The sequence below is a fragment of the Streptomyces sp. SCUT-3 genome (genome assembly GCF_014083985.1).
Classification (GTDB): Bacteria; Actinomycetota; Actinomycetes; order Streptomycetales; family Streptomycetaceae; genus Streptomyces_H; species Streptomyces_H thermolineatus.
The window spans coordinates 2,750,502-2,767,714 of the sequence record NZ_CP046907.1 but is presented as its reverse complement, the minus strand read 5'-3'; the positions used below and the strand labels follow the sequence as shown (position 1 = coordinate 2,767,714).

Genomic DNA, 17,213 nt, shown 5'->3' with positions numbered 1-17,213 from the left:
CTCCGTCGTGTCCGTGTCCGTCGCCGTGCTGCGGGCGGAGGCCCGGCTCTTCGCCCGCGAACCCGGGGCGTGGTTCTGGATCGTGCTCTTCCCCACGGCCCTGCTCACGGTCCTCGGCCTCGTCCCGGCCTTCCGGGAGCCGTCGAAGGACCTCGGCGGCCTGCGGGTCGTCGACCTGTACGTGCCCGTGGCGCTGCTGCTCTCCACGATCACGGCGGGCGTGCAGTCCATGCCCAACGTCCTCACCGGCTACCGCGAGCGCGGCATCCTGCGCCGCCTGTCCACCACCCCGGCGCGGCCGGTGGCCCTGCTGCTCTCCCAGGTCGTCCTGCACGGCGCCGCGGTACTCGTCTCGGCCGTCCTCGCGCTGGCCGTCGGCCGCCTGGCCTTCGGCGTCGCGCTGCCGCGGCAGCCGCTGGGGTACGCGGTGGCGTTCGTCCTCGCGGCGCTGGCCGCGCTCGCGACCGGCACGGTGATCGCCGCCCTGTCCCGGACCGTGAAGATCGCGGCCGCCTTCGGCACGATCGTGTTCTTCCCGACGATGTTCTCGGCGGGCGTCTGGGCGCCGGTCCAGACGATGCCCCAGACCCTGCAGACGATCGTGCAGGCCACGCCGCTGGGCGCCGCCGCCCGGGCCCTCGGGCAGGCCGCGGCCGGCGACTGGCCGGACTGGACGCTCCTGGGCGTGTCCGCGCTGTGGGCGGTCGTGCTGATCGCGGTCTCGGCCCGCTGGTTCCGATGGGAATGACGCAGGCGGGCCCGGCCGTCCGCCCGGAGGACGCCGCCGACGGGGACGGCCGGGCCGGCGTACGGCCGGCCGTCCCCACCGACGGGCGGTACCTCTCCCACGGGCGGTACCCCCACGGCGGAGGGGAGCCCGCCGTGGACCAGTGGTGGGACCGGTTCTACCGCTGGGGCCCGTACGCGCTCCTCCTCCTGGCCGCGGCCGCCTCCGCCGCCAGCGCGCAGGTCCTCATGAGCCGGGGCGAGCGGTACGCGCTCGTCGCGGTGGCCGCGGCGCTCCTGGCCCTGCAGGTCGTGCACGACCGGTCCGGCCTCCCGGCGGCCCGCGGGGGCCGGCACTCGCGTGCCGGCCGCGTCCACTTCGCCGCCCGCACGGTCCTCGCCTTCGCGGCGACCTGGCTGAACCCGTTCTTCTCGATCTTCGCGACGCTGGGCTACTTCGACGTCCACCGCTACTTCCCGCAGCGGAGCGCGCGCACCGGCCTGGTCGCGACCGCGCTGATCATGGCCGGCTCCCAGTCCGGGGGGCTGCCCCCGCGGAGCGTGGAGACGTGGACCGCCTTCGGCGTGCTCTTCGTCCTCAACACCTCGCTCGCCCTGTTCTTCAGCCAGCTGACCCTGCGTGAGGACGCCGCGAGGAAGGAGCGGCTCGACACCATCGGGGAACTGGAGCGCGCCAACGTCCGGCTGGAGCAGGCGCTGGCGGAGAACGCCGGCCTGCACGCCCAACTGGTCGCCCAGGCCCGCGAGGCCGGCGTGGACGACGAACGCCGCCGCCTGGCCGCCGAGATCCACGACACCATCGCCCAGGGGCTGGCCGGGATCGTCACCCAGCTCCAGGCGGCCCTCGACGACGCCGACCCGCAGGCCGCGCGCGCACGCGTCGAGCGGGCCGCGGCGCTGGCCCGGCAGAGCCTCAACGACGCCCGCCGGTCGGTGCACGACCTCGCCCCGGCCGCACTCGAGCACGACACCCTGCCGCAGGCGCTGCGCCGGGCCGTCGCCGACTGGCAGGCGGCCTCCGCGGGCCGGGCCCGCGCCGAACTGGTCGTCACCGGACCGGCCGAGCCGCTGCACGAGGAGATCGAGGCCACCCTGCTGCGCATAGCCCAGGAGGCCCTGGCCAACGCCGCCCGGCACGCCTCGGCCTCCCGCGTGGTCGTCACCCTCTCCTACACGGCCGGCGAGGCGGTCCTCGACGTCCGCGACGACGGGTGCGGCTTCGACCCGCGTGCCCTGCCCGAGCGGTCCGCCGCGGGCGGCTTCGGTCTCACCGGCATGCGCAGGCGCGCCGAGCGCGTCGCCGGGGCCCTGGACGTCGAGTCCGAGCCGGGGCGGGGCACGGCCGTCTCCGCCCGCGTACCGTTGGTGCGCCATGGCTGACCACCGCACCCCCGAACCCGCGCCGGCCTCTGCCCCCGAACCCGCCTCCGCCCCCGGGCCGCGCCCCGTCACGCTGGTGATCGTCGACGACCACCCCGTGGTGCGCGACGGGCTGCGCGGGATGTTCGCCTCCTCGGACGAGTTCGAGGTCCTGGGGGAGGCGGCCGACGGCGCCGAGGGCGTCGCCGCGGCCGAACGCCTGCGCCCGGACGTGGTCCTGATGGACCTGCGGATGCCCGGCGTCGGCGGCGTCGAGTCGATCACGGAGATCGTCCGGCGCGGTCTGCGCCCGAAGGTCCTCGTCCTGACCACCTACGACACCGACGCCGACACCCTGCCGGCCATCGAGGCCGGGGCCACCGGCTACCTCCTCAAGGACGCCCCGCGCGCGGACCTGTTCGCCGCCGTCCGGGCGGCGGCCGCCGGGGAGACGGTGCTGTCGCCCGCCGTCGCCTCACGCCTGGTCCACCGGGTGCGGACGCCCGCAGGCGCCCCCTTGAGCAGCCGGGAGCGGGAAGTGCTCGCCCTCGTCGCCCGGGGCACCTCGAACCGGGCGATCGCCGCCGAACTGTTCATCAGCGAGGCGACGGTGAAGACCCACCTGTCCCACGTCTACGACAAGCTCGGCGTCAACGACCGTGCGGCGGCGGTCGCCACCGCCTACGAACGCGGCATCCTCGGCCACCACCACGCCTGACCCCGCCCGGCACGCCCCCGCCCCACCGCCTCGGCCGGCAGCAGGGCGGCGCCCGCCGGAACCCGCGCACCACCGTCGATGTCAGTGGCGGATGCCACCATCGCGGGCATGCACCTCGAACCGGGGCGGGTCCTGCACTGGAACCTGCACGTCGGCGGCCACCTGAGCACGTCGGTCCCCGTGCGGGTCGTCGAGCACACCGCCGGCGGCCTGCTGCTGTGGCTGAGCCGGGGCACGCCGATGTGGCGGGCGGACCTGCCCGGCGGCGCCCACCTCAGGGACGTCGCGCCCGAGGCGCGGCCCGAGGGCGGCTACCCGTTCCGGGCCGCCCGCTGGTCGTCCGGCCACGCCCTGATCCACCAGCCGACGGGGGCGGCCCACGCGGTCCTGTGGCTCTTCGCGCCCGGACGGCTCCCCGGGGCCCGGCCGAGATTCCGCGGCTGGTACGTCAACCTCGAGCACCGCACCCGCCGGGGCGACGACCTGGACGTCGCCGACCACGAACTCGACCTCCTCGTGGCCCCGGACCGCACCTGGCGGTGGAAGGACGAGGAGTCCTTCGCCCGCATGACCGGCCACCCCGCCCACTGGACGGCCGAGGAGGCCGTCGCGATCCGCGAGGAGGGCGAGCGCGTCGCCCGCCTCGCCGAGGCCCGCGCCTTCCCCTTCGACGGGACCTGGTGCGACTTCGCCCCGCCCCGCTCCTGGACCGCTCCACCCCTCCCGCCCCGCCCCGTTCCGCGCCTCCCCGGCGGTGCAGAACGCCCGTCGGACGGGAATGAAGAAGGTGAATTCGGATGACCGACAGGGGGACCGACACCGTGAACCGGTACTGGCGGGGCTCGACCCGTGTGGCGGCACAGCCCGCCCGCCCCTCCCGCGACCCCGTCCCGATCGGCAGGGCCGTCGAGGACGTGCTGCCCTTCCTGGCAGCGGCGGCTGCCCGGACCGGCACCACCGTGCCGGACCCGCGCACCCCCGCCACCACGGCCTGCGACCGGTGCGGCGCGGACGCCGGCTGGCACCGCACGGTGGGGGGACGCTGGATGCTCCTCGACCCCGGCACCTGGCCGACCGGCACCGTCCCGCCCGGTCGGCGGTGGCGGGTCGCGGGCGACGGCACCGCCGTCAACATCGGCGGGGCGAACCCCACCGACCGCTGCCGGATCAGCCACTTCGACGTCTGCCCCGTCAACCCGCCGCCCTCGGACTCGCCCCTGCTGCTCGGCCTGTGGCGGCGCAACGCCGAGCGCGCCTGCCCCGGCCCGGCAGCCCCCGCGGCCTACTGACCGCAGGATCCGCCCGGAGCGGCGGCAACACCCCGGCCGGTGCGAACTGCCGTGGCCGGCCGGTCAGACGAGTGGGAACGCCCCGTCCTTGACGGCGGAGACGAAACAGGCCCAGCTCTCCGCCGGGAAGACGAGCGCCGGCCCCTCGGGGTCCTTGCTGTCCCGCACGGGCACGACCCCGTCGAAGCCCCCCGCGACCTCGACGCAGCTACCGCCCTGCCCGTCACTGTGGGAGGACTTGTACCAGGCCGCAGTGCTCAGGTCGTATGCAGTGCTCATGGTGTCCTGTATCCCTCGGCCACTGATTCGAGCATGGTCAGGGACTCCACCGGGGAGAGCGCGGCAGCCCTGACCAGATCGTATGACCTCCGGCACTGCTCCACCAGCGCCGGATCCTCGATGAGTTGGCCGGTTCCGGCGCCCTCCGTGTAGACGACTGGCGGGGCGTCGGAAAAGGTCATCACGGAGGCCATGCCGTTCAGAAGTGCGTGAGCTGCTGCGGTGAACGGCAGCACCTGCATCAGAACCCGACGGGACCGGGCCAGTTCGGCGATGTGGAGCAGCTGCTCCCGCATGACATCCGCACCGCCCATCGGGGTTCGGAGCACCGTCTCGTGGAGGACCGCCCACAACTGCGGCGACGTCGGGTCGGCAAGGAGACGCTGCCGGTCCATGCGGGTCCGGACGTGCTTCTCCACCTCCTCCTGCGGGGCGAGCGGCAGTGTCGCGCACGTGATCGCCCGCGCGTAGGACTCGGTCTGCAGGAGCCCCGGGACCAGCATGGGGGCGTACTCGCTGATGGTGCGGGCCTGTTTCTCCAGTTCGGCCGCGTCGGCGAAGTACTCGGCGTGCTTGGACTGCCGGGCCAGTTCGCACAGTCGCTGGAAGTGCTGTCCGCTGCCGAGCGCTTCGTCGAAGAGCCGGGAGACGTCCGGTTGGGGCCGCCGGGTGGCCGCCTCGAACCGGCCGACGTAGTTGCCCGAGCAGAACACCTTCTCCCCGAGCTGCTCCTGGGACAGTCCGGCGGCTTCGCGCAGGCGGCGCAGCTCGGCGCCGTAGAAGGCCCTGGGCGAGGCGTAAGGGTCCAGGTCCTTGGGCTGAGGCATGGGCTGACGTCCCCCGTTCGCAGTGCACTTGCCGGGCCGTTCCTCCCGACCGGCGCAGCACCCTTGAGTAATTGTCCGAACGCACAGGGTAATAGCCGGTGGTGTTCCACCCGTACGGTCCGTTCGCTGCCGCCGCACCGCAGACGAAGGTCACCCCAATCGCCGCCGAGACCGCGGGTCCCGGGCCGCGGGCCGCGGGCCGCGTGAGGGTCAGTCCGCGGGCGGGCCGGGGGAACGCTCGCGGGGAAGCCGCCGCGCCACCAGGAATCCGGCGAGGGCCATGACGGCCATGCCGGTGGCCGCGACGGCCAGCGCCCGCCCCCTGGCCCGGGCGTTGATGCGCACGATCTCGTCGGCCGCCGCGCCCGTGACGCCCCGGGAGGCCAGCTTCGCGCGGACGGCCTCGTCGGACGCCGCAGTGACCTGCACCTGCTGCTCGATCGTCCGGTCGACCAGCTGTTTCTGCCCGGGGGACAGGACGCTGCTGCCGTCCGTCCCGGCCTCGAACGCCAGGAGGAGCGCCGTGGTCATGAGGGCGCCGACGAGCGCGGTCCCGAAGGAGCCCCCGAGGTAGCCGGCGGTGCGGGAGAGCCCCGTCACGTCGCTGACCTCCTCCGGCGGAGGGGCGGACTGGATGAGGTCGGTCACCGTCGTGGCCAGGCCCCGGCCGATCCCGATGAGGAGAAGACCCGGCGCGAGCGCCAGTCCCACGGCCCCGATCTGCCGCTCGTGCGGATCGAACAGGGCGGCGATCGCGATGCAGCCGGCGCCCATGAAGACGAACGCCCCCATCTGGGCGCTGCGGTGGGACATCCGGCCGCGTCCGATCAGCCGGGCCGCCGTCGACGCCGCCACCGTCAGCCCCAGCGCCACAGGGATCATTACGACCCCGCTGCTCAGCGCGTCGAGCCCGAAAGTCGTCTGCAGGAAGACCGGCACCAGGAAGAGGGCGCCGGTGGGCACCAGGAACTGCATGACCTGGGACAGCGTCCCCGCCCGGACCGTGCGGTTGCGCAGCACCGACACCCGCACCAGCGGATCCCCGCCGCTGCGGACGAGGCGGCGCTCCCGCGCGGCGAACGCGACCAGGACCGCCGGCCCGACGGCCGCGAGCACGACCACGGGCGACAGCCCGCCGCGGTGCAGCAGCGTGCGGCCGAAGACCTCGAAGTCCTGCCGGGCCACGAGCAGGCCGTACCGCCCGGCCAGCAGGGTCGCCACGACGAGCAGCCCGAACCCGGCGGCGGCCAGCACCGCACCGGGTACGTCGAACGGCTCTTCGGCGCGTGCGGGGGGCCGCTCGGGGCCGGCCGTGCGCCGTACGAGCAGCACCACGACCAGCGTGGCCGCGGCCTCCATCAGGAACGACGCCCGCCAGCCCGGGTACCTGGTGACCAGGCCGCCCACGACGGGCCCGGCCGTCGCCCCGATCCCGGCGACCGTGCCCAACGCGGACAGGGCCCGGGTACGGGCCGCCCCGGTGAAGGCCGCGGTGAGCATCGACACCGTCGCCGGGAGGATCAGCGCCACGCCGATCCCCTGGAGGAGTGACCAGCCGACCAGCATGAACGGCAGGGTCGGGCCGAAGGCGGTGACCAGCGCGCCCAGGGCGAAGAACCCGCAGCCGAGGAGGAAGACCCGCCGGTTCCCGTGGCGCGCGCCGAGCTTGCTCCCGGTGATCAGGAAAGCGGCGACCACCAGTGCGTACAGCGCGATCGCCGACTGGACGCCGGTCAGTGAGGTGTCCAGGTCCCCGATCAGGGCCGACAGCGCCACGTTCATGGCGGTCGAGGCGTAGTTCGTCACGAGGCTCTCGACGGCGAGCAGGACGAACAGGGTCCTGACGGCCGGGGGCACTGCTTCCCGGGCCGCTTCCCCGCGCCCCCGCGCTCCGTTCCGCCGTTCCACGGTCCTGCCTCGCCCTCCGGTCGCACCCGCGGGGCCGGTCTCCCCGTGCGCGCCGGCCTCCTGCGGCACCGGCCTCCCGGCCCGGGGTGCATGCCTCGCGCACCGCAACCCTGCACGACACACCGCCGCCACGCGACCGGGCACCGGCCCCGGACGGCGGGCGCCGGACCGCAGCCGCCGCCCAGGACGTCGAGCCCCGCCCGGGAAGGCTTTCCACAGCCTGTGGAAAGGCGAAGGGGTCCGCCCGGACGAACCGGGCGGACCCCTGTGCCTGGCGCCCCGCCGCGCGGGGCCCCTCCTTACGCCGGGCGGTTCGGCCGGGACGTGCGGCGCGACTGCGCGGGGCGGGAGCGGCGCCCGCGGCTGCCGGAGCCGCCGGAGCCGCCGCGTCGGGCCGGCTGCGCGGGGGCCGGCACGCTGATGACGACGGGGACGCCGGAGGGCTCCTGCGCCCCGGTGATGCGGGCGAGCTCGGCGTCGGCGGAGTGCACCCGGGCGGTGTTCGGGGTGATGGCGGCGTCGGCCATCAGGCGGCTGAACCCGCGCTGCTGGCCGGGCAGGACGAGGGTGACGACGCTGCCGGACTCGCCGGCCCGCGCGGTACGGCCGCTGCGGTGCAGGTAGTCCTTGTGGTCGGTGGGCGGGTCGACGTTGACGACCAGGTCGAGGTTGTCGACGTGGATGCCCCGGGCCGCCACGTTGGTGGCCACCAGCGCCGTGACGTGGCCGGTCTTGAACTGGTCCAGGGTGCGGTTCCGCTGGGGCTGGGACTTGCCCCCGTGCAGCGCTGCGGCCCGCACGCCGCTGGCCAGCAGGTCCCGGGTCAGGCGGTCGACGGCGTGCTTGGTGTCCAGGAACATGATCACGCGGCCGTCGCGGGCGGCGATGCGGGTCACGGCCGCGTGCTTGTCGGTGCTCGCGACGTGCAGGACGTGGTGCTCCATCGTGGTGACCGCTCCGGCGGAGGGGTCGACGGAGTGCACGACCGGGTCGGTCAGGAACCTGCGCACCAACCGGTCGACGTTGCGGTCCAGCGTCGCCGAGAACAGCATCCGCTGGCCGTCGGGGCGCACCTGCTCCAGCAGGGCGGTGACCTGCGGCAGGAAGCCCATGTCGGCCATCTGGTCGGCCTCGTCCAGCACGGTGATCCGCACGTCGTCGAGCCGGCAGTCGCCGCGCTCGATCAGGTCCTTGAGCCGTCCGGGCGTGGCGACGACCACCTCGGCGCCGCCGCGGAGCGCGGACGCCTGGCGGCCGATCGACATGCCGCCGACCACCGTGGCCGTCCGCAGGTGCAGCGGGCGGGCGTAGGGGGCGAGGGCGTCGGTGACCTGCTGGGCCAGCTCGCGGGTGGGCACGAGGACCAGGGCGAGGGGCCTGCGCGGCTCGGCTCGCTGCCCGGCGGTGCGGGCCAGCAGGGCGAGGCCGAAGGCGAGGGTCTTGCCCGAGCCGGTGCGCCCGCGGCCCAGGACGTCCCGGCCGACCAGCGAGTTCGGCAGCGTCGCGGCCTGGATCGGGAACGGCATGGTCATGCCCTGCTGGGCGAGTGCCGACAGCAGGGGCCTCGGCATGTCCAGCTCGTCGAAGGACGCGACCGGGGGCAGGGAGGGGGTGGTGCTGACCGGAAGCGCGAAGTCGGCCGGCGGGGCCGCCGCCGCGCGGCCGCGGCCCGGGGTGCGGCCGGCACCGCGGCCCGGGGCGCCGCCCTGGGTGCGGGGGCGGAAGGAACGACCGGGTGCGGAACGGGTACGGGGATTCATGCGAAACGCCTTCCTCGGAACTCTCGGGTGCCGGAGCTTGCTGCTCCGGACCTCGTACGGATCGCGCCGGGGAATGGATTCGAATCACCCGTACGGGTGTGGAATCGCAGGAACGAACCGGTGAACAGCAGAAATCGGAATGACGGCACGATCAGTCGTGCGGCGTAATCCGGCGGGGCGGCCGCCCCGGCCCGGCCGGATGCGGCAGGGGCGGGCGGTGGCGCGTGGCAGGCCCCGCGGAGAGGGCGTGCCGGCACCCGCGGATCAAGCGCGGGTGCGTACGGGACGCGAGCACGGACCGGGGCCCGCACCCCTGAAGGTGCGGGCCCCGGCTGTGTGCTGCGTGGTGTGTCCGGGCGGGTCAGGCCGGGACGATGTTCTCGGCCTGCGGGCCCTTCTGGCCCTGCGTGACGTCGAACGACACCTTCTGGCCCTCCTGGAGCTCACGGAAGCCCTGGGTGGCGATGTTGGAGTAGTGGGCGAAGACGTCGGCGCCGCCGCCGTCCTGCTCGATGAAGCCGAAGCCCTTTTCCGAGTTGAACCACTTCACGGTACCGGTGGCCATAATTTTCTCCTTCTGTGGGGCAGTGCTGAGAATCCGCGATGCACGGACCCTCCGTCGCCGCAATGACCCCATCCGGAGATCCGGAAAAACAAAAATGCGCCTGTCGGTTACATCCCGTCAGGCGCACACAGAGTTCATGGGTACCAAAACTGCAACTGGAACCAACGTAGCACACCCGCCGCCGGAGCGGGGGGATTGCGGTGCGGAGAATTTTCCGCGGAAGCGTGCGCTTTCGGTGCGGGTCGGCGTGTGCGACGCTGGATGTAACCCTCCCGCCCCTCTTCCCTGCTGAGGTCCTATGCGCTGCGTCATCGCCGGTTACTCCTTCGACCTGACTGCGAGCGAGGTGCAGCAGGCGATGAGCGGGGTCAAGCCCGAGCCCGTCACGGGCGAGTCCGTCCGCATCGGCCGGCGGACCTACCCCGTCAAGCAGGTGGGGGCAGTGGTCACCCGGCAGGACCGGCGCGACTTCAGCGCCGCCGAGGTCACCCGCGCGATGAGGAAGCTCGGTTTCACCTGCAACCCCGCGCCCGCCCCCGCCGCGCCCGAGCCCGAGTCCTTCCTGGGCGCGGACGCCTTCCCCGTCCTGCCGGAGGCGCCCGCGGAGCAGGTCCTGCCGACCGTGCCCCAGCCCGCCGCCCCGCAGGCCCCGGCCGAGCCGTCGGCACCGTCGTCCTCGGCGTTCTTCCAGGGCTGAGCCCGGGGAGGAGCGGCTTCGGACCGGGCCGGAAGAGCCGGCCCGGTCAGCGCCGGCCCGGTCAGCGCCGGTCCGGTCAGTGCCGGCCAGGTTCCGCGCCGCCCGCCCGGGGCACCGTGGTCCCCCGGCGCGGCGCCCCGCCCCCGCGGACCTCCAGGCCGCCCAGGAGCTGCCTGGTCGCCTCCGCCACCGCTTCGACGGCCTGCTCGAACACGAGGCGGTTGTGGGCGGCCGGCGCGCGGAAGCCCGACACCTTGCGGACGTACTGCAACGCGGCGGCCCTGATGTCCTCGTCGCCCACCTCGGGCGTCACGGGCGCTCTGAGAGTCCTGATGCTGCGGCACATGCCCCCAGTGTCGTCCCGGAGGGGCCACCGGGCCCCTTGAACCGCGGAAACCCCCGAACCGCGGAAACTCCCGAACCGCGGAAACCCCCCGCCCACGCGGACGCCTCCTTCGCGGGCGTCCTCCTGATACTGGCGACCGCCCCGACGAGCCTCGTCCTCACGCTGCTGCCCCGGGAGTCTGCCCCCGCCTCCTACCTCGTGGTCGCGGCCTCCGCCGTGGTCAACGCGACCCTGATCGGCCTGCTCGTCCGCTCCCTGGGGCGGCGCGGCGCAACGGCCGCCCGGGCGTGAGCCGGGGCGCGTGCGCCGGCGCACGCGGACGGGCCGCCGCACGCCGTCTTGCCGGTGCCCGCGGTGAGGGCTACGGTCGGAACGACTCCGTGACCGGATGAGCAATCCGGTCACGCGGTCACGCGATCGCCCTGCCGACCGAGGAGTGGTGTGCGGTGCCCGAAGCCCCGAACCGCGCCGACGAACGTGCCGACCGGATACTCGACGCGGCGGGTGAACTCCTCCTGCGCCTGGGCGCCCGGAAGGTGACCGTCGAGGACATCGCGGACCGCGCCGGGGTCGGCAAGGGCACGGTCTACCTGCACTGGCGCACCAAGGAGCAACTCCTCGAGGCCGTGGTGCTGCGCGATTCGGTCGGCGTCACGGGGGAACTGCTGGAGCAGGTGCGCGAGAACCCCTTCGAAGTGCTCCCCCACCGCTTCATGCGCTCCTCCTACCTGGCCACTTTCCGCAGCCCGCTGACGGCTGTGCTCGTCACCGACACCACCGGCCTGCTCGGCAGGATCAAGACCGGCACTCTGCGGGAGAGCCGGGCACTGGCGGCGGACCGCTACTTCGACACGATGCGCCGGTACGGCCTCCTCCGCACCGACGACCCCGGCCTCGCCTACGCCCTGCAGGCCACGGTGTCCGGCTTCTACCTGGTCGACAACCTCGGCGCCGACACCGCCGGCCTCGACCGGGAGGCCAAGGCCGACATCCTCGCGCGCACCGTCCGCTGCGCCTTCGAACCCGCCGGTGAACCCGAACCGGCGGCGGTGGCCGCAGCCGCGGCCGAACTCGTCGCGATGTTCGAGGAGCTCACCACGAGCCACCGCGAATGGATCTACTCGAACACCCGGCACGTCAGGCACACCCAGCACACCCAGCACGGTCCTGCACAGACGCAGGAGGCCGGCTGACCCCGGGCCTCCCGAAGGAAAGGATCCGGTCATGACCGCACCCGCCGACACATGGGGGGTCCACGAAGCACAGTTCTGGCTGCGCGGACGGCAGCCGGAGCAGCCGGTCCGGTTCGACCCCGGACTCGGCATGTGGAACGTGTACGGCTACCCGGAGGCGCTCGAGGTCCTCGGCGACCCGGCCACGTTCTCCTCGCACACCGCCCGGCTGATCCCGGACATGGACTCCCTCACCGAGGGCAACCTGCTGCAACTGGACCCGCCGCAGCACACCAAGCTCCGCAAGCTCGTCAGCCACGCCTTCAGCCGCAGGACCGTCGCCGACCTGGAACCGCGCATCGCCGCCCTGACCCGCGAACTGCTCGACGCCGTGGACGGACGCGACCGGATGGAACTGGTCACCGACCTCGCGTACCCGCTGCCGGTCATCGTGATCGCCGAACTCCTGGGCGTGCCCGCCGCCGACCGGCACCTGTTCAGGAAGTGGGTCGACGCCATGCTGGAGTCCTCCCAGCAGTTCTCCCTCACCGAGCCCGACGAGGAGCAGCAGCGTGCCGTGGAGAACTCCCTCGAGCAGAACCGGCACCTGACCGACTACCTGCGCGCGCACGTGGAGGAACGGCGGCTCCGGCCCCGCGAGGACCTGCTCACCAAGCTGGTCGAGGCCGAGGTCGACGGGGAGCGGCTCAGCACGGAGGAGGTGGTCAACTTCGCGGACATCCTCCTGCTCGCCGGGCACATCACCACCACCATGCTGCTGGGCAACACGCTGCTGTGCCTGGACGCGCACCCGGAGGCGCTGGCCCGGGTCCGCGCGGACCGCTCCGCGCTGCCCGCCGCGATCGAGGAGTCACTGCGCTTCCTCAGCCCCTTCGCGGTCCTCGGCCGCGTCACCGACCGGGAGGTCGAACTCGGGGGAGAGCGGGTGCCCGCCGACCAGATGCTCATGGTGTGGATCGCGGCGGCCAACCGGGACCCCCGGCAGTTCACCGACCCCGACGTCTTCGACCCCGCCCGCGACCCCAACCCGCACCTCGCCTTCGGCCGCGGCATCCACTTCTGCATCGGCGCCCCGCTGGCCCGGCTGGAGGGACGCATCGCACTGGACATCCTGCTGGACCGCTTCCCGCACCTGCGCACCGATCCCGAGGACCGGCCGGAGTTCGTCCCCAGCCCGAACATGACCGGCGTGCGGAGGCTGCCGCTGCTGCTCACCCCCGCCGGCTGACGCCGCGGGCGGCGGTCCCGGGCCCGCGCCGTGCACCGGCGCCCGGGACCGCGCGGTTCTCGGGACCGCCCGGCCCCCGGGACCGCGCCATGAAAGCCGCGAACGGATACGAACCGGACTAGGGTCGAATCATGAGCACCGTGAAGGTGAACCTGACCGGGGCGCAGGAGACACTCCTGGCCACGCTCTACGGCCGTGCGCTGGACAGCCGGGCGAAGGCCCCGGTCCTCGGCGACACACGGGCCGCCGACATGGTCCGCCGCATCGACTACGACTTCCGCAGGACAGGGCTCAGCCGGGGGGACGCGGCGGGAGTGGCGCTGCGGGCGCAGCAGCTGGACGCCTGGACGGCCGACTTCCTCGCGGCCCACCCCGAGGCCACCGTGCTCCACCTCGGCTGCGGCCTGGACACCCGCTTCGAGCGCCTCGATCCCCCCTCCGGCGTCCGCTGGTACGACATCGACCACCCGGACGTCATCGACCTGCGCAGACGTCTCTGCCCGCCCCGGAAGGGCTACGAGATGATCGGCTCGTCGGTGGCGGACCCGGCGTGGCTCGCGGGGATCCCCGCGGACCGTCCCGCGATGGTCGTCGCCGAGGGACTGACGATGTACCTGACGGAGGAGCAGGGCAGGCGGCTCGTCCCGGACCTGGTCGACCACTTCCCCGGCGGCGGCCGGATGGCCTTCGACGTGTTCAGCCGGTTCGGCATCCGTCTCCAGAAGCTCAACACGCCCGTCCGGAGGGCGGGCGCCACCCTCCACTGGGGCGTCGACGACGCGTCGGAGCTGGAACGACTGGCCCCGCGGCTGCACTGCGTCGCCGAGCTGACCTACCTCGACGTGGCGGGGTACGAGAAGCTGCCCCTCCGGTACCGCTTCATGCTCCGTGCGGTGTTCCTCGTCCCGGGCGCGCGGCGCATGGGCCGACTGCTCCTCTACCGCTTCTGACGGCCTGCGGCCCACGGTCCGCGGCCCGCGGCCCGTCCACCGCGTCCGGGCCGGCCGTCATTGGGATAGCGTCCTCCTGGTTCCGGAGGACGGGGGGCGTCGTGCAGGTGCAGGGACATGGTCGGGGTGTCTTTCGGTGGGTCGCGTTCGGGTTGATCGCGGTCGGGACGCTGTTCTCGATCATCGGACTGATCGTCGCGTGGGCGTCGGTCTCCTTCTTGAGGGAAGCGGAGCGCGCCCCGGGAACGGTCGTGGCCCTGGAGTGGCGGGACGAGGACCTCGGTACGTCCCGCAGGAGCCGGACGAACGACAGGCCCAGCGCGTACCCGGTGGTCGAGTTCACGTCGGCGGACGGTACGCACAGGACGTTCCGGAGCTCCACGGGTTCCAACCCGCCGGCGTACGAGAAGGGCGAGCGGGTCGAGGTGCTCTACCGCGCGGACTCCCCCGAGGACGCGAGGATCGACGGGTTCCTCTCGCTGTGGCTGCTGCCGATGGTCTTCGGCGGGGTCGGGCTGGTTCTCGCGGGGGTCGGGACGGGCGTGGCGCTGGCGACGCGGAGACGTTCCCGGTGAATGCCGTCGGGGCGGGGACCGAGCCGCCCGCCGCCCCGCCCCGCGTTGCCCCGCGCCCGCGGTGCCGCCGCGTTCAGGTCCAGTCCACGACCAGCCGGTGCCCCTCCACCGCCACCTTTGTGCCGAACGCGGCGCAGGCGCGGGTGAACCGGTCGCGGATCCACTCCCACTCCCCGCCCCGCGCCACCGCGGTGCGGCAGTAGTCCAGGAACAGCGGCACCGCCTCCAGGCGTACCGGGGCCCAGGACCCCGGACCCTCCGCGCGCCCCGCGCCCTCGGAGCCGGGCCTGTCCGGGCCGGGGCCGTCGGTGCCGTGCCGGTCGGGGCCGTCCAGCGTCACCAGGAACAGCAGCCCCAGGTCGTTGCGGAGCCGGGGATGGACGGCGTAGTCGTCCACGAAGTCGCCCATGTCGTACACGATGCGGTGGGCCACCCCGTGGAAGACGTGCGAGGAGTGCCCTGCGACCAGCGTCGCCCCCGCCTCCAGCAGCTCCGGGGCGGCCCGCAGCACGTGGGGCGGCGGGCGGGAGGTCATGTTGGGGCCCCAGTGCGGGGTGACCAGCACGGCGTCGGACGACGCGGCCGCCCGGCCCACCACGTCGGTCAACCAGCCGGGAACGCCCCGGTCGAGGTCGGCCAGGGCCACGCCCGGACGGCCGGGCCCGGCCGCGAAGTCCTCCGGGTGGTCGGTGACGCCGACGACCGCCAGCCGCAGACCGTCCGCCCCGACCACGGCGAACTCGCGGGCCGCATACAGGTCCCTCCCGGCGCCCACCGCGCGGACGCCGGCCGCCTCCAGGTTCACGAGGGTGTCGGCCAGTGCGTCGGCGCCGAAGTCCAGGGCGTGGTTGTTGGCGAGGGTCACGCAGTCCACGCCCAGCTCCGCGAGGACCGTCGCGGCGATCGGCGGCGCCCGGAAGAAGAAGGGCTTTCCCGGGTCCGGCCAACGCGCCCCGCGGTCGGACACGCAGCACTCCAGGTTGAGCACGAACAGGTCGCTCCCGTCGAGGATCTCCCTGACCTCCTCGGAGAACAGGGTTCCCGGGACGGGTGCCGCGGCCAGCTCCTCGGCGACGCCGCGCCCCAGCATGGTGTCGCCCGCCAGGGCCAGTGTGATCGTCATCCTCCGGCCGCCTCCCGTCGCCGCCTCCTGCTGCCGTCGCCTCCCGTCGCCGTCTCCCGCACTGCCCCGGCTCCGGGCCCCGGCCGCCGGCCTGCCCCTCCCACCAGGCTCGGCCCGTCCGCCGCCCCCGGCAACCCCCGACCGCCGAGGCGCGCGTCCGCGCACGGCCCTCTTGCGCGAACACGCCGCGCCCGATTTGGTGACGTGCACCACTCGGAGGCACGTGCGCGGACACGGACGGACACGGACGGACACGGGAACGAGAAGGGCGGTCGCGGATGACCGAGGTGACGCGGGGCACGGAGGAACGGGCGGCGGACACCGCGCCGCGCGGGGCGAAGTGGAGGCACATCGGCCCGGGCATCGTCGTCGCGGCGACGGGCGTGGGGGCCGGGGACCTCGTGGCGACCCTGGTCGCGGGCAGCAAGTTCGGCCACACCCTGATGTGGGCCGCGGTCGTCGGGTGCATCGTGAAGATCTCCCTCGCGGAGGCCGTGGGGCGCTGGCACCTCGCCACCGGCCGCACCCTCTTCGACGGCTGGCGCAGCCTCGGCCGCTGGACCACCGTCTACTTCGCGGTCTACGTCGTCGTCTGGGGCTTCGTGTACGGGGCGACCGCGATGTCCTCCAGCGCGCTGCCGCTGGTCGCGCTGTTCCCGGACGTGCTGCCGCTCAAGGGGTGGGCGGTCGTCAGCGGCCTCGTCGGGCTCGTCTTCGTGTGGTTCAACCGGTACGCCGTCTTCGAGAAGGTCATGACCGTCCTGATCGGCGTGATGTTCGTGGTCGTGGTGTACGTGGCCGTGCGCGTCGGCCCCGACGTCGGAGCGTCCTTCTCCGGACTGGTGCCGGTGCTGCCCGACGGGTCGCTCCTCTACACCCTCGGCATCGTCGGCGGCGTGGGCGGCACCATCACCATGGCCGCCTACGGCTACTGGGTGAACGCCAAGGGCTGGACCGACGCGGGCTGGATGAAGGTGATGCGCCTGGACAACCGCGTCGCCTACCTCACCACCGGCGTCTTCGTCGTCGCCATGCTCGTCGTGGGCGCCGAACTGCTGCACTCCGCCAACATCGCGCTGGCCGAGGGGGACAGGGGCCTGCTCGACCTGAACACGGTCCTGGAGGAGCGGTTCGGCGCGGTCACCGCGAAACTCTTCCTCGTCGGCTTCTTCGCGACGTCCTTCTCCTCGCTGATCGGCGTGTGGCACGGAGTGAGCCTGATGTTCGCCGACTTCGTGGAACGGCTGCGCCACGAGCGCACCGGCACGGCCGACGCGCCCGCCGTGGAGGTCTCCGCGGGAAGGCGGGAGAGCTCCCCGGCCTTCCGCGCCTACCTGCTGTGGCTGACCTTCCCACCGATCGCCCTGCTCTTCCTGGACAAGCCGTTCGGCCTGGTGATCGCGTACGGCGTCCTCGGCGCGTTCTTCATGCCGTTCCTCGCCCTCACCCTGGTGTGGCTGCTCAACTCCTCGCGCACGCCGAGGGAGTGGCGCAACGGGGCCCTGAGCAACGCGATGCTCGCCGCCGCCGGGCTGCTCTTCCTGGTGCTGTGCGTTCAGCAGGTGCGCGAACTGCCCTGGTGACGGGGACGGCCCCGGGCGCGTCGGGGCACAGGGGCCCGTGGAGGCACCCGCGCCCCGCCTTCCCGG

The 17,213-nt window shown here is 73.8% G+C and carries 19 protein-coding genes; 12 read left to right on the top strand and 7 right to left on the bottom strand.

Features of this window, described 5'->3' with window-relative positions; all coding sequences use genetic code 11:
* Nucleotides 1–13 precede the first annotated feature (13 nt).
* The 5 genes from GQS52_RS12215 (at nt 14) to GQS52_RS12195 (ending at nt 4,113) form a co-directional block, all read left to right on the top strand.
* A complete protein-coding gene (locus GQS52_RS12215; RefSeq protein ID WP_182316391.1) occupies nt 14–748 on the top strand; it encodes an ABC transporter permease in 735 nt (244 codons plus the stop codon).
* Nucleotides 739–2,127 carry a sensor histidine kinase gene (locus GQS52_RS12210; RefSeq protein ID WP_259370734.1) on the top strand — a complete coding sequence of 463 codons (1,389 nt, stop codon included), beginning with the start codon at nt 739–741 and terminating at the stop codon, nt 2,125–2,127. The genes GQS52_RS12215 and GQS52_RS12210 overlap by 10 nt, the downstream gene beginning before the upstream one ends.
* 121 nt (nt 2,128–2,248) lie before the next feature.
* A complete protein-coding gene (locus GQS52_RS12205; protein WP_259371102.1) occupies nt 2,249–2,824 on the top strand; it encodes a response regulator transcription factor in 576 nt (191 codons plus the stop codon).
* A gap of 108 nt (nt 2,825–2,932) precedes the next feature.
* The gene (locus GQS52_RS12200; protein ID WP_182313472.1) at nt 2,933–3,625 is read left to right on the top strand and encodes a DUF402 domain-containing protein; all 693 of its coding nucleotides are present in this window, start codon (nt 2,933–2,935) and stop codon (nt 3,623–3,625) included.
* Complete coding sequence (locus tag GQS52_RS12195) at nt 3,622–4,113, top strand: DUF6083 domain-containing protein (RefSeq protein WP_220472758.1); 492 nt, start codon at nt 3,622–3,624, stop codon at nt 4,111–4,113. The genes GQS52_RS12200 and GQS52_RS12195 overlap by 4 nt, the downstream gene beginning before the upstream one ends.
* 63 nt (nt 4,114–4,176) lie before the next feature.
* On the opposite strand, the gene GQS52_RS12190 is transcribed toward GQS52_RS12195, so the two are convergent.
* The 5 genes from GQS52_RS12190 to GQS52_RS12170 all read right to left on the bottom strand — a co-directional run bounded on the left by GQS52_RS12190 (nt 4,177) and on the right by GQS52_RS12170 (nt 9,452).
* The gene (locus tag GQS52_RS12190) at nt 4,177–4,392 is read right to left on the bottom strand and encodes a DUF397 domain-containing protein (protein WP_182313471.1); all 216 of its coding nucleotides are present in this window, start codon (nt 4,390–4,392) and stop codon (nt 4,177–4,179) included.
* Nucleotides 4,389–5,219 (bottom strand): helix-turn-helix transcriptional regulator, encoded by an 831-nt coding sequence (locus tag GQS52_RS12185; protein ID WP_182313470.1) that lies wholly within the window; start codon nt 5,217–5,219, stop codon nt 4,389–4,391. The genes GQS52_RS12190 and GQS52_RS12185 overlap by 4 nt, the downstream gene beginning before the upstream one ends.
* Before the next feature lie 210 nt (nt 5,220–5,429).
* Entirely contained in the window at nt 5,430–7,127 is a 1,698-nt protein-coding gene (locus tag GQS52_RS12180) for an MFS transporter (RefSeq protein ID WP_182313469.1), read from the bottom strand.
* A gap of 299 nt (nt 7,128–7,426) precedes the next feature.
* Nucleotides 7,427–8,887 carry a DEAD/DEAH box helicase gene (locus GQS52_RS12175; protein WP_182313468.1) on the bottom strand — a complete coding sequence of 487 codons (1,461 nt, stop codon included), beginning with the start codon at nt 8,885–8,887 and terminating at the stop codon, nt 7,427–7,429.
* A gap of 361 nt (nt 8,888–9,248) precedes the next feature.
* Entirely contained in the window at nt 9,249–9,452 is a 204-nt protein-coding gene (locus GQS52_RS12170) for a cold-shock protein (RefSeq protein WP_015607926.1), read from the bottom strand.
* Nucleotides 9,453–9,750: 298 nt separating this feature from the next.
* Between GQS52_RS12170 and GQS52_RS27065 the strand changes: the two genes are divergently transcribed.
* Nucleotides 9,751–10,149 carry an SCO5918 family protein gene (locus tag GQS52_RS27065; RefSeq protein ID WP_220472757.1) on the top strand — a complete coding sequence of 133 codons (399 nt, stop codon included), beginning with the start codon at nt 9,751–9,753 and terminating at the stop codon, nt 10,147–10,149.
* 76 nt (nt 10,150–10,225) lie between these two features.
* Here the strand turns inward: GQS52_RS27065 and GQS52_RS12160 are convergent, their stop codons facing one another.
* Nucleotides 10,226–10,495, bottom strand: a complete 270-nt coding sequence (locus tag GQS52_RS12160; protein ID WP_182313467.1) for a DUF2277 domain-containing protein — start codon at nt 10,493–10,495, stop codon at nt 10,226–10,228.
* Nucleotides 10,496–10,531: 36 nt separating this feature from the next.
* Between GQS52_RS12160 and GQS52_RS12155 the strand changes: the two genes are divergently transcribed.
* The 5 genes from GQS52_RS12155 (at nt 10,532) to GQS52_RS12135 (ending at nt 14,441) form a co-directional block, all read left to right on the top strand.
* On the top strand, nt 10,532–10,786 hold the full coding sequence (locus GQS52_RS12155; protein ID WP_182313466.1) for a hypothetical protein: 255 nt from the start codon (nt 10,532–10,534) through the stop codon (nt 10,784–10,786).
* Nucleotides 10,787–10,941: 155 nt separating this feature from the next.
* Complete coding sequence (locus GQS52_RS12150; RefSeq protein ID WP_182313465.1) at nt 10,942–11,688, top strand: TetR/AcrR family transcriptional regulator; 747 nt, start codon at nt 10,942–10,944, stop codon at nt 11,686–11,688.
* Between the two features lie 31 nt (nt 11,689–11,719).
* Nucleotides 11,720–12,916, top strand: a complete 1,197-nt coding sequence (locus GQS52_RS12145; protein ID WP_182313464.1) for a cytochrome P450 — start codon at nt 11,720–11,722, stop codon at nt 12,914–12,916.
* Between the two features lie 131 nt (nt 12,917–13,047).
* Complete coding sequence (locus GQS52_RS12140) at nt 13,048–13,866, top strand: class I SAM-dependent methyltransferase (RefSeq protein WP_182313463.1); 819 nt, start codon at nt 13,048–13,050, stop codon at nt 13,864–13,866.
* Nucleotides 13,867–14,018: 152 nt separating this feature from the next.
* The gene (locus GQS52_RS12135; RefSeq protein ID WP_259370733.1) at nt 14,019–14,441 is read left to right on the top strand and encodes a DUF3592 domain-containing protein; all 423 of its coding nucleotides are present in this window, start codon (nt 14,019–14,021) and stop codon (nt 14,439–14,441) included.
* 73 nt (nt 14,442–14,514) lie between these two features.
* Here the strand turns inward: GQS52_RS12135 and GQS52_RS12130 are convergent, their stop codons facing one another.
* Nucleotides 14,515–15,564, bottom strand: coding sequence for a CapA family protein (locus tag GQS52_RS12130; RefSeq protein WP_182313461.1), 1,050 nt, complete (start codon nt 15,562–15,564; stop codon nt 14,515–14,517).
* A 278-nt stretch (nt 15,565–15,842) separates the two neighbouring features.
* Here GQS52_RS12130 and GQS52_RS12125 point away from each other — a divergent pair, with 278 nt between their 5' ends.
* Nucleotides 15,843–17,147 (top strand): Nramp family divalent metal transporter, encoded by a 1,305-nt coding sequence (locus tag GQS52_RS12125; RefSeq protein ID WP_182313460.1) that lies wholly within the window; start codon nt 15,843–15,845, stop codon nt 17,145–17,147.
* Nucleotides 17,148–17,213 lie beyond the last annotated feature (66 nt).